Source organism: Pseudescherichia sp., assembly GCF_031987975.1.
Taxonomy (GTDB): Bacteria; Pseudomonadota; Gammaproteobacteria; order Enterobacterales; family Enterobacteriaceae; genus Pseudescherichia.
Window position 1 is genome coordinate 340276 of record NZ_DALZYX010000001.1, and the last position, 13716, is coordinate 353991.

General features: G+C 57.8%; 15 protein-coding genes and 1 other annotated feature (1 of these 16 only partly in view). Of the genes, 11 read left to right on the forward strand and 4 right to left on the reverse strand.

Features of this window, described 5'->3' with window-relative positions; genetic code table 11:
- Window positions 1–71 (forward strand) — a sequence feature (Trp leader region); it begins 25 nt to the left of the window's first position.
- Between the two features lie 30 nt (window positions 72–101).
- From RTN40_RS01670 to trpA, 5 genes are read left to right on the forward strand one after another with little or no spacing between them, the layout of a single operon-like run.
- Window positions 102–1664 carry an anthranilate synthase component 1 gene (locus RTN40_RS01670; protein WP_312226924.1) on the forward strand — a complete coding sequence of 521 codons (1563 nt, stop codon included), beginning with the start codon at window positions 102–104 and terminating at the stop codon, window positions 1662–1664.
- Complete coding sequence (trpD, locus tag RTN40_RS01675) at window positions 1664–3259, forward strand: bifunctional anthranilate synthase glutamate amidotransferase component TrpG/anthranilate phosphoribosyltransferase TrpD (protein WP_312226925.1); 1596 nt, start codon at window positions 1664–1666, stop codon at window positions 3257–3259. Before RTN40_RS01670 ends, trpD begins: the two co-directional genes overlap by 1 nt.
- A gap of 3 nt (window positions 3260–3262) precedes the next feature.
- Window positions 3263–4621, forward strand: coding sequence for a bifunctional indole-3-glycerol-phosphate synthase TrpC/phosphoribosylanthranilate isomerase TrpF (gene trpCF / locus RTN40_RS01680; RefSeq protein ID WP_312226926.1), 1359 nt, complete (start codon window positions 3263–3265; stop codon window positions 4619–4621).
- Window positions 4622–4631: 10 nt separating this feature from the next.
- Window positions 4632–5825, forward strand: coding sequence for a tryptophan synthase subunit beta (gene trpB / locus RTN40_RS01685; RefSeq protein ID WP_312209513.1), 1194 nt, complete (start codon window positions 4632–4634; stop codon window positions 5823–5825).
- On the forward strand, window positions 5825–6634 hold the full coding sequence (gene trpA / locus RTN40_RS01690; protein ID WP_312226927.1) for a tryptophan synthase subunit alpha: 810 nt from the start codon (window positions 5825–5827) through the stop codon (window positions 6632–6634). The genes trpB and trpA overlap by 1 nt, the downstream gene beginning before the upstream one ends.
- A gap of 55 nt (window positions 6635–6689) precedes the next feature.
- On the opposite strand, the gene ompW is transcribed toward trpA, so the two are convergent.
- A complete protein-coding gene (gene ompW, locus RTN40_RS01695) occupies window positions 6690–7325 on the reverse strand; it encodes an outer membrane protein OmpW (protein WP_312226928.1) in 636 nt (211 codons plus the stop codon).
- Between the two features lie 291 nt (window positions 7326–7616).
- On the opposite strand from ompW, the gene RTN40_RS01700 reads away from it, so the two are divergent.
- From RTN40_RS01700 to yciA, 3 genes are read left to right on the forward strand one after another with little or no spacing between them, the layout of a single operon-like run.
- On the forward strand, window positions 7617–8360 hold the full coding sequence (locus RTN40_RS01700; RefSeq protein ID WP_312226929.1) for a YciC family protein: 744 nt from the start codon (window positions 7617–7619) through the stop codon (window positions 8358–8360).
- A gap of 53 nt (window positions 8361–8413) precedes the next feature.
- Window positions 8414–8953, forward strand: coding sequence for a septation protein A (locus tag RTN40_RS01705; protein ID WP_312226930.1), 540 nt, complete (start codon window positions 8414–8416; stop codon window positions 8951–8953).
- On the forward strand, window positions 8953–9354 hold the full coding sequence (yciA, locus tag RTN40_RS01710) for an acyl-CoA thioester hydrolase YciA (protein ID WP_312226931.1): 402 nt from the start codon (window positions 8953–8955) through the stop codon (window positions 9352–9354). Before RTN40_RS01705 ends, yciA begins: the two co-directional genes overlap by 1 nt.
- A gap of 46 nt (window positions 9355–9400) precedes the next feature.
- Here yciA and tonB read toward each other — a convergent pair whose 3' ends face one another.
- A complete protein-coding gene (gene tonB / locus RTN40_RS01715) occupies window positions 9401–10138 on the reverse strand; it encodes a TonB system transport protein TonB (protein ID WP_312227199.1) in 738 nt (245 codons plus the stop codon).
- A gap of 224 nt (window positions 10139–10362) precedes the next feature.
- Here tonB and RTN40_RS01720 point away from each other — a divergent pair, with 224 nt between their 5' ends.
- A complete protein-coding gene (locus RTN40_RS01720) occupies window positions 10363–10659 on the forward strand; it encodes a YciI family protein (protein WP_312227200.1) in 297 nt (98 codons plus the stop codon).
- Between the two features lie 41 nt (window positions 10660–10700).
- On the opposite strand, the gene RTN40_RS01725 is transcribed toward RTN40_RS01720, so the two are convergent.
- A complete protein-coding gene (locus tag RTN40_RS01725; protein ID WP_312226932.1) occupies window positions 10701–10874 on the reverse strand; it encodes a YciY family protein in 174 nt (57 codons plus the stop codon).
- Window positions 10875–11017: 143 nt separating this feature from the next.
- On the opposite strand from RTN40_RS01725, the gene cls reads away from it, so the two are divergent.
- Both cls and RTN40_RS01735 read left to right on the forward strand, forming a co-directional pair.
- Window positions 11018–12478 (forward strand): cardiolipin synthase, encoded by a 1461-nt coding sequence (cls, locus tag RTN40_RS01730; RefSeq protein ID WP_312226933.1) that lies wholly within the window; start codon window positions 11018–11020, stop codon window positions 12476–12478.
- Window positions 12479–12513: 35 nt separating this feature from the next.
- Window positions 12514–12843 (forward strand): HI1450 family dsDNA-mimic protein, encoded by a 330-nt coding sequence (locus tag RTN40_RS01735; RefSeq protein ID WP_103820010.1) that lies wholly within the window; start codon window positions 12514–12516, stop codon window positions 12841–12843.
- Between the two features lie 24 nt (window positions 12844–12867).
- Here the strand turns inward: RTN40_RS01735 and RTN40_RS01740 are convergent, their stop codons facing one another.
- Entirely contained in the window at window positions 12868–13716 is an 849-nt protein-coding gene (locus RTN40_RS01740; protein ID WP_312226934.1) for an ion transporter, read from the reverse strand.

Genomic DNA, 13716 nt, shown 5'->3' on the forward strand with positions numbered 1-13716 from the left:
ACGGGCGGTGAGCAAGCGTTTGCCTTATGCAGACAGATACCCCGGCCCGCCAACTGAGCGGGCTTTTTTTTGAACAGAATAATGACCGGATGAGAATGACTATGCCAATGCCAAAACCTGCACTTCAGCTTCTCACAGACCACGCCGCGTATCGGGAGAACCCGACCGCCCTGTTTCATCAGCTGTGCGCGGATCGCCCGGCAACGCTGCTGCTGGAATCCGCCGATATCGACAGCAAAGATGATCTTAAAAGCCTGCTGCTGGTGGATAGTGCGCTGCGCATTACCGCATTAGGTGACACTGTCACCATTGAGGCGCTGACGGCTAACGGCGCGTCGCTGCTGCCGCTGCTGGACGCCGCCCTGCCCGCTGGTGTAGCGAATAACGTTCGCCCAGATGGTCGCGTTCTGCATTTTCCGCCGGTCAGCAATTTGCTCGACGAAGATGCCCGCCTCTGCTCCCTGTCGGTGTTTGATGCCTTTCGCCTGCTTCAGGAGCTGGTTACCGTTCCAACGGAAGAGCGGGAGGCCATGTTCTTTGGCGGCCTCTTCGCCTACGATCTGGTCGCCGGTTTTGAGGATCTGCCTGCGCTGGCGCAGGAGAATGGCTGCCCGGACTTCTGCTTCTACCTGGCTGAAACCCTCCTGGTTATCGATCACCAGCAGCAGCAGACTCGCATTCAGGCGAGCCTGTTCACCCCTTCCGAGGCTGAACAGCAGCGCCTGACCCAGCGCATCGCTGAGCTGCGCCAGCAGCTTAGCCAGCCTCCCGCGCCGCTGCCGGTGGAGACGGTGGCGTCTATGCGCTGCGAATGCAACCAGAGCGACGAGGAGTTTGGTGCGGTCGTACGCGAGATGCAAAAAGCCATTCGCGCCGGAGAGATCTTCCAAGTGGTGCCATCCCGCCGCTTCTCGCTGCCCTGCCCGTCGCCGCTGGCAGCCTACGACGTGCTGAAGAAGAGCAACCCTAGCCCCTATATGTTCTTTATGCAGGATAATGACTTCACCCTGTTCGGCGCATCGCCGGAAAGCTCGCTGAAGTATGATGCGCAATCGCGCCAGATTGAGATCTACCCTATTGCCGGGACGCGCCCGCGCGGTCGCCGGGCCGACGGCTCGCTGGATCGCGATCTCGACAGCCGCATCGAGCTGGAGATGCGCACCGACCATAAAGAGCTTTCTGAACACCTGATGCTGGTTGACCTGGCCCGCAACGATCTGGCCCGCATCTGTACGCCGGGCAGCCGCTACGTTGCCGACCTGACCAAGGTCGATCGCTACTCGTTTGTGATGCACCTGGTCTCCCGCGTGGTGGGCGAACTGCGTAACGATCTCGACGTGCTTCATGCTTATCGGGCCTGCATGAACATGGGCACCCTAAGCGGCGCGCCGAAGGTGCGTGCTATGCAGCTTATCGCCCAGGCGGAAGGCTCCCGTCGTGGCAGCTACGGCGGCGCGGTGGGCTACTTCACCGCCCATGGCGATCTCGATACCTGCATTGTGATCCGCTCCGCCTACGTTGAAAACGGTGTGGCCACCGTCCAGGCGGGCGCTGGCGTGGTGCTGGACTCTGTCCCGCAATCTGAAGCCGATGAAACCCGCAACAAAGCCCGCGCGGTCCTGCGCGCCATTGCCACCGCACACCACGCTCAGGAGACGTTCTGATGGCTGACATTCTGCTGCTCGATAATATTGACTCTTTTACCTATAACCTTGCCGACCAGCTGCGCGCCAGCGGCCACAACGTGGTGATCTACCGCAACCATGTGCCAGCCCAGACGCTGATTGACCGCCTGGCGACCATGGAGAACCCGGTCCTGATGCTCTCTCCAGGCCCAGGTGCGCCTTCTGAAGCTGGCTGTATGCCAGAGCTGTTAACCCGCATGCGCGGCAAGCTGCCGATCATTGGTATCTGCCTCGGCCATCAGGCGATTGTCGAAGCCTACGGCGGCTATGTCGGCCAGGCGGGAGAAATTCTGCACGGTAAAGCGTCGAACATTGAGCACGACGGCCAGGCGATGTTCGCCGGGCTGAGCAACCCGCTGCCGGTAGCGCGCTACCACTCGCTGGTCGGCAGCAACGTGCCGGCGGGGCTGACCATTAACGCCCACTTCAACGGCATGGTGATGGCGGTGCGTCACGACGCCGATCGCGTCTGCGGCTTCCAGTTCCATCCGGAGTCTATTCTGACCACCCAGGGCGCACGCCTGCTGGAGCAGACCCTGGCCTGGGCGCAGCAGAAGCTGGAGCAGAGCAACACCCTGCAACCGATCCTGGAGAAACTCTACCAGGCGCAGACCCTGAGCCAGCAGGAGAGCCACCAGCTCTTCTCGGCGGTGGTGCGCGGCGAGCTGAAGCCGGAGCAGCTGGCGGCGGCGCTGGTGAGCATGAAAATTCGCGGCGAGCATCCTAACGAGATCGCCGGAGCAGCCACTGCGCTGCTGGAGAACGCGGCACCCTTCCCGCGTCCGGATTACGCCTTTGCCGATATCGTCGGCACCGGCGGCGACGGCAGCAACAGTATCAATATCTCCACCGCCAGCGCCTTTGTTGCCGCCGCCTGTGGCCTGAAAGTCGCGAAGCACGGCAACCGCAGCGTCTCAAGCCGCTCCGGCTCGTCGGATCTGCTGGCGGCGTTTGGCATCAATCTCGATATGAACGCGGATAGGTCCCGTACCGCGCTGGACGAGCTAGGGGTTTGCTTCCTATTTGCGCCGAAGTACCACACCGGGTTCCGCCACGCGATGCCGGTGCGCCAGCAGCTTAAGACCCGCACCCTGTTCAACGTGCTGGGTCCGCTGATTAACCCCGCCCACCCGCCGCTGGCGCTGATTGGCGTCTACAGCCCGGAGCTGGTACTGCCGATTGCCGAGACGCTGCGGGTGCTGGGCTACCGCCGGGCGGCGGTGGTACACAGCGGCGGCATGGATGAAGTCTCCCTCCATGCTCCGACGCTGGTTGCCGAGCTGAACAACGGCGATATCAGCAGCTATCAGCTGGAAGCCACCGACTTTGGCCTGACGCCCTATCGTCAGGAGGCGCTGGCGGGCGGTACCCCGGAAGAAAACCGTGACATTCTGACGCGCTTACTACAAGGTAAAGGTGAAGCCGCCCACGAGGCCGCCGTCGCGGCGAATGTGGCGATGCTGATGCGTCTGCATGGAGAAGAGGATTTGCGGGCCAATGCGCAAAAGGTTCTGGACGTACTGCGCAGCGGTGCTGCCTATGACAAAGTCACCGCACTTGCGGCAAGAGGGTAAGTAATGGAAACCGTTTTAGCAAAAATCGTCGCGGATAAGGCGATTTGGGTCGCCGCCCGTAAACAGCAGCAGCCGCTGGCCAGTTTTCAGAGCGATATTGTGCCTGCCACGCGCAGCTTTTACGACGCTCTGCAGGGTGCACGGACGGCGTTTATTCTCGAATGTAAAAAAGCCTCGCCGTCTAAAGGGGTGATCCGCGACGATTTCGATCCGGTGCGGATCGCTAACATCTATAAACACCATGCGTCGGCCATCTCCGTGCTGACGGATGAGAAGTATTTTCACGGCAGCTTCGATTTTCTGCCACAGGTGAGCGCCGTCGCGCCCCAGCCGATCCTGTGTAAGGATTTTATTATCGAGGCCTATCAGATCTACCTGGCGCGCTTCTATCAGGCGGACGCCTGCCTGCTGATGCTGTCGGTCCTCAATGACGACCAGTATCGCCAACTCGCTGCGGTGGCCCATAGCCTGAAGATGGGCGTGCTTACCGAAGTCAGCAATGAAGAGGAGCTGGAGCGCGCCATCGTTCTGGGAGCAAAGGTAGTGGGTATCAATAACCGCGACCTGCGCGACCTCTCTATCGATCTGAACCGCACTCGTCAGCTGGCTCCTCGCCTCGGCGCGGGCGTCACGGTGATCAGCGAGTCGGGAATTAATACCTATGCCCAGGTGCGCGACCTGAGCCATTTCGCCAACGGCTTTTTAATCGGATCGGCGCTGATGGAGCAGGACGATCTCGCCGCCGCCATCAAGCGCGTGCTGCTAGGAGAGAACAAAGTGTGTGGGCTGACGCGCCCTCAGGATGCCCAGGCCGCCTTTGAGGCTGGTGCCCTCTTCGGTGGACTGATCTTTGTCCCGGAATCCCCGCGCTTCGTGACGGATGCGCACGCCGAGACGGTGATTGCCGCAGCGCCTCTGCGCTACGTGGGTGTCTTCCGCAATGCACCCGTTGAGGCGGTGGTCGAAAAGGCGGCCAGGCTCCAGCTTGCTGCCGTGCAGCTGCACGGTGCCGAAGATCAGGCCTATATTGATGCCCTGCGCACCGCGCTGCCGGCCAAGGTGGCGATCTGGAAAGCGCTGAGCGTCGGGGATACGCTCCCGCCCCGCAATCTGAACCACGTTGACCGCTACCTGTTTGATAACGGCCAGGGCGGCAGCGGCCAGCATTTTGACTGGTCTCTGCTGGCCGGACAGACGCTGGATAACGTCATGCTGGCCGGTGGCCTTGGCGCAGATAACTGCGTGACGGCGGCACAGGCGGGCTGTGCCGGACTCGATTTTAATTCAGGTGTGGAATCTGAACCGGGTATTAAAGATGCCAGCAAGCTGGCCTCGGTTTTCCGTACCCTGCGTGCCTATTAAGGAATCTGTAATGACTACTTTGCTTAATCCCTACTTCGGTGAATTTGGCGGCATGTACGTTCCGCAAATTTTGATGCCTGCCCTGCGCCAGCTGGAAGAGGCCTTTGTCAGCGCCCAGAAAGATCCGGCGTTTCAGGCTCAGTTCAGCGATCTGCTGAAAAACTACGCCGGGCGTCCAACCGCGCTCACCAAATGTCAAAACCTGACCGCGGGCACCAAAACCACGCTCTATCTTAAGCGCGAAGATCTGCTCCACGGCGGCGCGCACAAAACTAACCAGGTGCTGGGTCAGGCGCTGCTTGCCAAGCGCATGGGTAAAACCGAGATCATTGCCGAGACCGGTGCGGGCCAGCACGGCGTTGCCTCAGCCCTTGCCAGCGCCCTGCTCGGCCTGAAGTGCCGGATCTACATGGGGGCGAAAGACGTCGAGCGCCAGTCGCCAAACGTCTTCCGTATGCGTCTCATGGGCGCTGAAGTCATCCCGGTCTACAGCGGCTCCGCCACGCTGAAGGATGCCTGTAACGAAGCGCTGCGCGACTGGTCCGGCAGCTACGACAAGGCGCACTATATGCTCGGCACGGCAGCGGGTCCGCACCCGTTCCCGACCATCGTGCGTGAGTTCCAGCGCATGATTGGCGAAGAGACCAAAGCGCAGATCCTCGAAAAAGAGGGACGTCTGCCGGATGCGGTGATCGCCTGCGTCGGCGGCGGCTCTAATGCCATCGGCATGTTTGCTGACTTTATTGAAGAGAGCAGCGTGGGGCTGATCGGCGTCGAGCCAGCGGGTCACGGCATTGAGACCGGCGAGCACGGTGCACCGCTGAAGCATGGCCGGGTGGGTATCTACTTCGGCATGAAGTCACCGATGATGCAGACCGAGGATGGACAGATTGAAGAGTCCTACTCTATTTCCGCCGGGCTGGACTTCCCCTCCGTTGGGCCGCAGCACGCACATCTGAACAGCATTGGCCGCGCGGACTACGTATCGATTACCGATGATGAAGCGCTGGCGGCGTTCAAGCTGCTGTGCCGTAGCGAAGGGATCATTCCGGCGCTGGAGTCCTCTCACGCCCTGGCCCACGCCCTGAAGATGATGCGCGAAAACCCGGAAAAAGAGCAGCTGCTGGTGGTTAACCTCTCTGGCCGCGGCGATAAAGACATCTTTACGGTTCACGATATTTTAAAAGCACGAGGGGAGATGTGATGGAACGTTATGAGCAGCTGTTTAAGCGCCTGCAGGATCGCAAAGAGGGTGCGTTTGTTCCCTTTGTCACCCTGGGCGATCCCTCTCCCGAGCAGTCGCTGAAGATTATCGATGCGCTGATTGAGGGCGGTGCCGACGCGCTGGAGTTGGGGATCCCCTTCTCCGACCCGCTGGCCGACGGCCCCACAATCCAGAATGCCACCCTGCGCGCCTTTGCCGCTGGCACGACTCCGGCCCAGTGCTTTGAGATGCTGGCCGCTGTGCGCCAGAAGCACCCGACCATCCCTATCGGCCTGCTGATGTACGCCAACCTGGTGTTCAGCCAGGGCATTGATGAGTTCTACGCTAAGTGTGAAAAAGCGGGCGTTGATTCGGTGCTGGTGGCGGACGTGCCGGTAGAGGAGTCTGCTCCGTTCCGTCAGGCGGCGATGCGCCATAACGTGGCGCCGATCTTTATCTGCCCGCCAAACGCCGATGACGATCTGCTGCGCCAGATCGCCTCTTACGGACGCGGCTACACCTATCTGCTCTCTCGTGCCGGGGTAACCGGGGCGGAGAACAGCGTCGCGCTGCCACTGCAGCACCTGGTTGAGAAGCTAGCTGAGTACAATGCTGCACCGCCGCTGCAGGGCTTTGGTATCTCCACGCCCGAGCAGGTAAAAACGTCACTGGAGGCAGGCGCAGCCGGGGCTATTTCCGGCTCCGCCATCGTTAAGATTATTGAGAATAACCTTGATAAGCCCGTTAAGATGCTGACCGAACTGACGGAGTTTGTGCAGAGTTTGAAAGCGGCAACGCGAGCAGGTTAATAGGTGATGGTGAGAAACGGCCTTCAGCACTCCGTTTCTCACCTGTGCGACAGGATCAGAAGCGGTAGCCCGCAGAAAACATGAACACCCATGGATCGAGACGGGTATCGACGGTCTGTTGAACCCCACCCGCTTTGAATTTCACATCGGTGTCGATATCCATATACCAGACTGAGGCGTTGATTAGCCAGTCACTGTTGATCAGATAGTCCAGCCCCACTACCCCCGCCGCACCCCAGGAGTCAGTCAGGTTGAGATCGGAAAGCCCTGCCGCTTTACCGGTGTCGTTAAACTTCTCATCAAAGAAAGTGGTGTAGTTCACACCTGCGCCAATATAAGGGCGTACCTTGCTGCTGCTGTCGCCGAAGTACCACTCGGCCACCAGCGTGGGTGGCAGATGCTCTACGGTCGCAATGTTGCCGGTCGGGCCGGTACCGACATGGTGACGAAACGGCGTAGCAGCCAGCAGCTCAATGCCGACGTTATCCGTTGCCATCCAGGTAAAGGTCAGGCCCAGCTGGGTATTGTTGCTGACGTTAAACCCACCCAGACTTCCCAGAACGTTGTCTGACCCTTCAGTTGGCCGCACGGTCGCTGAACCGGCCCGCACAAAAAACTCGCCCGCGTCATGAGCGTATGTCCCAGATGAAAATGCACTTAACACCAACGCTGCCACCGCTAATTTTTTCATTATTTCCCGCTCCATTGATATGGTTATTTATTCTGGCGCGGTGAATATACCTACATTGAAGTACAAAGTGATCCCATGCAGATCACATTTACCCCTGTAAAATAACATTCATTGATCTGGATTAATTTTCCTTACGCATCAGCAAACTAACTATTTGGGTTCAGATCAATTTTTAGAGTAACGCTGTTTTACAAAGCTATGCTTTTCCATACAAGGCAGAGTGCTGCCACTCCGCCGCTAACCAGGTTACAATTGCCAGTAAATTAACATCGGTTTACTCAAGGAGAGTGCATGTCTATCACGGCGAAGTCCGTTTACCGTGACACGGGAAATTTTGTTCGCAATCAGTTCGTCACCATTTTACTGATCGCCTTATTGTGTGCGTTTATCACGGTAATGCTTGGCCATGTTTTTTCACCCAGCGACGAACAGCTGGCCATTCTGCGGGAGGGTGACAACCTGTCCGGAAGCGCAGGGCTGTTTGAGCTGGTGCAAAACATGACGCCGGAACAGCAGCAGGTGCTGCTGCGTGCCTCTGCCGCCTCCACCTTCTCCGGGCTATTTGGCAACGCCATCCTCGCGGGCGGGATACTGCTGATGATCCAGCTGATTTCAGCGGGCCACAGAGTCAGCGCCCTGCGGGCCATTGGTGCCAGCGCGCCAGTGCTGCCGAAGCTGTTTATCCTGATCTTCTTGACCACCTTTATGGTACAGATCGGCATCATGTTTATCGTGGTTCCGGGGGTTATTCTCGCGATCCTGCTGGCCTTTGCGCCGGTAATGATGGTGCAGGATAAAATGGGCGTCTTTCAGTCTATCCGTAACAGCATGCGTATGGGCTGGGGCAATATGCGCCTGGTGGCCCCGGCGGTGATGGGTTGGCTGCTGGCTAAAACACTGCTGCTGATGTTCGCCCCTAACTTTACCGTGCTGACGCCAACAGTAGGCGCTATCGTGGCTAATACATTAAGCAATTTGATCTCGGCGGCGCTGCTTGTTTATCTTTATCGTCTCTATATGCTGATCCGCCCTTAACATCCTGCGGCCTGCCGAACGCGTGCAGGCTGCGCCTAAAACGGAATCGAAGAATGAAGCAGTTTCTTGATTTTTTACCGCTGATTGTCTTTTTTGCTTTTTATAAGCTCTATGACATCTATGCCGGTACCGCCGCGCTGATCGTGGCGACGGCAATAGTGCTGATCTATAGCTGGGTACGCTACCGTAAAGTTGAAAAGATGGCGCTGGTTACCTTTGTACTGGTGGCCGTATTTGGTGGGCTGACGCTCTTTTTCCATAACGATGAATTTATTAAGTGGAAAGTGACCGTGATCTACGCCCTGTTTGCGGGTGCGCTGCTGTTTAGCCAGTGGGTGATGAAAAAGCCGCTGATCCAGAGCATGCTGGGTAAAGAGATCGCCCTGCCGGAAGCGGTATGGTCAAAGCTCAATATCGCCTGGGCGCTCTTTTTCATTGTTTGTGGGCTGGCCAATATCTATATCGCGTTCTGGCTGCCGCAGAATATCTGGGTCAACTTCAAGGTGTTTGGCCTGACCGCCCTGACGCTGATTTTTACCCTGCTGAGCGGGATCTATATCTACCGTCACCTGCCGCAGGAAGATAAGTCCTGATGAGCAACGTAAACGAAGCAGCACTGGGCGAGCTGGTGTTACGTACTCTCGCCATGCCGGCAGATACCAATGCTAACGGCGATATTTTTGGTGGCTGGCTGATGTCGCAGATGGATATGGGCGGCGCGATCATGGCAAAAGAGATTGCCCATGGCCGCGTGGTCACCGTGCGAGTCGATGGCATGACCTTCCTGCGTCCGGTTGCCGTGGGTGACGTGGTGTGTTGCTACGCGCGCTGCGTCAAACGTGGTAACACCTCGGTGACTATCAATGTTGAGGTGTGGGTGAAGAAGGTCTCATCGGAGCCAATCGGCCAGCGCTACAAGGCCACCGAAGCACTGTTTATCTATGTGGCGGTAGACAGCGAGGGCAAGCCCCGCGCCCTTCCCCCTCAGGCATAAAAAAAGCCTCCGTATGGAGGCTTTTTTCTTATCCGTTTCGTCGGGCTTAATCCACCGACGCCCCGCCGTTGAGGCGGAATACGATGTTAACGATCATACCTGAGCCTGGTTTTCCCGCCTCGTAGCGCCATTTACGCATCGCCGATTTCACTTCACGCTCAAACATGTTCGACGGCTGGGCGGAGAGGATCTGCACGTTCTCCACGCGACCATCGGCGGTGACATCAAACTTCACGCGTACGCGGCCTTCAATGCGCAACGCCTGGGCACGTGCCGGATACTGCGGCTGGTTACGGGCCAGCGCTCTCGGCCCCGTCGGCGCGGAAGTTACCGGCTTGCTGGTAGCGGGGGCGGAGCTGGTCAACGGACGCGACGGCGCGGTATTGGTCAGCGGCGCAGTGGGACGCGTCTCGACCGGGCGGACTTCACGCTTCGGCTGCTCAACCTTCTTCTCCACCTTTTTCTCTGGCTTCGGTTTAGGTTTCGGCTTGGGCTTGGGTTTTGGCTTCTCAATCACCACCGGCGCCTCTTTTGGCGGCTCGGGGATCGGCTCCGGCTCCGGCTCGGGTTCAGGCTCTACCACCGGCTCGGGCGGCGGCTGTACAACCTGAGGCGGCTCCAGCTCAGCAGGCGTGACCATAGTGACGGCAATGGGCTGCGCGGGAGCGGGCAGTTCAATAACCTGATGTACTGACGTGTAGAGCAGGCCCGCCACAACAGCACCATGAATACCAACGGACAGCAGTGTCGGCCAGGGAAAGCGGCGAGGTAGATCAAGGGTCATTGCAGTCATAATCGTTTCAGTTGAAAAGCCAGGCCCTGATTTTAAATGCAAATAGCAATCATATTCAATAAGCCATCACATCTATCGCGCATTTTCACGGGTGTGGGCACGCTTACCCTGTCCGGTTTTAGCATTTCAGGTCGCATAAAATCATGAGGGTAGCGTGCAGCCTGCGAGGTGTGTTAGCGTCCAGGAGTCATTTGATAATTTAAGGAGCTATGCCCGTGCTTTATGTGATCTACGCTGAAGATATTGCCGATTCACTTGAAAAACGACTCTCCGTACGCCCGGCGCACCTGGCGCGTCTGCAGCTGCTGAGTGATGAAGGTCGCCTGCTGACAGCGGGTCCGATGCCTGCGGTAGACAGTAACGATCCGGGCGCGGCAGGTTTTAGCGGTTCGACGGTGATTGCAGAGTTTGAATCGCTGGAGGAAGCAAAGGCCTGGGCGGAAGCTGACCCTTACGTGGCGGCGGGGGTTTATCAGAACGTGTCGGTAAAACCGTACAAGAAAGTATTTTAAAGAGTAAAACTGAGGGCACCAGAATGTGCCCTCAGACGATCTCAGTACGCGTTAATGGCAAACAGCAACGAATTACGTTGGCGGTTCAGCATGCACTTTCTGATTGAGTGGATGCGCATATTACGACGCGACTGCCCTTCCAGCCAACGGGCTTTGCGGCGACCCGCCTGGCGAAGCATCCGCCAGCGTCCCACTTCCGTTCTACTACGCTTCATGACAGCAACTCTGCTAATAACGAAGGTTTCATTATAGACCCTTGCCGACGCCGCACCAGCGCTTTCTAAGCCGTTTTTATTTGCCAGATGGATGCTTATGCGTACACTCAATGTATGGCGCACTAAAAAGGATTTTTTTAACTATGACAACCTTCTACACCGTCGTGAGTTGGCTGGTCATTTTGGGATACTGGCTGCTGATTGCCGGGGTAACGTTACGTATTCTGATGAAGCGCCGCGCCGTCCCTTCGGCCATGGCCTGGCTGTTAATTATCTATATTCTGCCGCTGGTGGGGATCATCGCCTACCTCTCGTTTGGCGAGCTTCATCTTGGCAAGCGGCGGGCAGAGCGCGCCCGCGCGATGTGGCCCTCCACCGCCAAGTGGCTCCACGATCTTAAAGCCTGCAAACACATCTTTGCCGAAGAGAACAGCCCGGTAGCCGCCTCACTGTTTCAACTCTGCGAACGCCGTCAGGGCATTGCTGGCGTGAAGGGTAACCAGCTACAGCTCCTGACCTCTTCTGACGATGTCATGCAGGCGCTGATCCGCGATATCCAGCTTGCCCGCCACAATATTGAGATGGTGTTCTATATCTGGCATCCCGGCGGCATGGCGGATCAGGTGGCCGAATCGCTGATGGCGGCGGCCCGGCGCGGCGTTCACTGCCGTTTAATGCTCGACTCGGCGGGCAGCGTTAACTACTTCCGCAGCCCATGGGTGGCGATGATGCGTAACGCCGGCATTGAAGTAGTCGAGGCGCTAAAGGTCAACTTGATGCGTGTCTTTCTGCGCCGGATGGATCTGCGCCAGCACCGCAAAATGGTGATGATTGATAACTATATTGCCTACACCGGCAGTATGAACCTTGTCGATCCGCGCTTTTTCAAGCAGGAGGCGGGGGTTGGCCAGTGGGTAGATCTGATGGCACGCATGGAGGGTCCGATTGCCACCTCGATGGGGATAGTCTACTCCTGTGACTGGGAGATCGAGACCGGTAAACGCATTCTCCCCCCGCCGCCGGACGGCAATGTCATGCCGTTTGAGCAGGCCAGCGGCCACACGATCCATACTATTGCCTCCGGTCCTGGCTTTCCGGAAGACCTGATCCACCAGGCGCTGCTGACTGCCGTCTACGCCTCGCGGGAATATCTGATCATGACGACGCCCTACTTTGTGCCGAGTGACGATCTGCTGCACGCCATCTGTACCGCTGCCCAGCGCGGCGTGGACGTAAGCATTATTCTGCCGCGCAAGAACGACTCCCTGCTGGTCGGCTGGGCCAGCCGGGCCTTCTTCAGCGAGCTGCTGGCGGCCGGGGTGAAGATTTATCAGTTCGAAGGTGGCCTGCTGCATACCAAGAGCGTGCTGGTGGACGGCGAGCTGAGCCTCGTGGGTACAGTGAACCTCGATATGCGCAGCCTGTGGCTCAACTTTGAAATTACGCTGGTCATCGACGACGCCGGTTTCGGTAGCGATCTGGCGGCGGTGCAGGATGACTATATCTCCCGCTCCCGGCTGCTGGACGTGAAGCGCTGGCTAAAACGCCCGCTATGGCAGCGGATCGTCGAGCGACTGTTTTACTTCTTTAGTCCGTTGCTGTAAAACGTGCCCATCAGCGGTTAAACCAGGGTGTTACTATGGAAATGGATCTAAACAATCGCCTGACTGAAGATGAAACGCTTGAGCAGGCCTACGATATTTTTCTTGAGCTGGCGGTAGATAATCTCGACCCGGCAGACGTGATTCTTTTTAACTTGCAGTTTGAAGAGCGCGGCGGCGCGGAGCTGTTCGATCCGGCCGAGGACTGGCAGGAGCATGTCGATTACGATCTGAACCCGGACTTCTTCTCGGAAGTGGTAATCGGCCTGGCGGATACCGACGGCGGCGAAATCAATGATATCTTTGCCCGCGTCCTGCTCTGCCGCGAAAAAGATCACAAAATTTGCCACATCCTGTGGCGTGAGTAATGCCCTGGCGCGGTAAAGACCGCGCTACGCCTCATCTGCCTGCGACAGCCGTTCACCGCAGCGCATACAGTAGTGCGCCTCCGCGTTGTGGCCATGCAGATGGCAGCGCGGACAGCGACGAACATTTTTCTTCTGCTGGATGTCACTGCTCATCTGCGCCGTCAGGATCCCCGTTGGGATCGCTATCACCGAGTAGCCAATTAAAATCAGTATCGAGGCGACAAACCGTCCAGCAACCGTATGGGGAGTAATATCGCCGTAGCCGACCGTGGTCACCGTTACCACCGCCCAATAAACTGCCACGCCCAGGCTGGTAAAGCCGCTTGTCTCCCCCTCAATGGCATACATCAGCGCCCCGGCTGATACCATCACAATACCCACAAAGGCATAGAACAGAATAAGCTGGTGTCGGGCATTAATGACCGCTCGCCACAGGCTATGCAGGGCGGGCATATAACGCAGCAGCTTCAGGATCCGCAGCACGCGTATCGCCCGCATCGCCCGCCAGGCGAAGAAGTAGTGAATAGCCAACTCGGGCCAGAGCCACAGAACGTAGAGCGGCAGTATAGTTGCCAGGTCGATAACCCCCCAGAAGCTAAAAACGTACTGCACAGGGTTAGGCCATGCGATGACCCGCAGAAGATATTCCAGGGTAAAAATAAGGGTAAAGCCAACCTCTATCCAAATAAAAAGCCGCCACTCCTGGGGCGTAAAGGTCAGCTGACTGCCCATGCTGGACTCAATAAAGATCGTGATGACGCTCAGCAGCGCCAGCAGACCGCACAACGCTTCAAAGCGGCGACCGGAGCGGGTTTGCTGATCAAAGAGATGATGAAATAGCGTCTGGCGCAGTGAAAGTGGTTGGTTTGACAC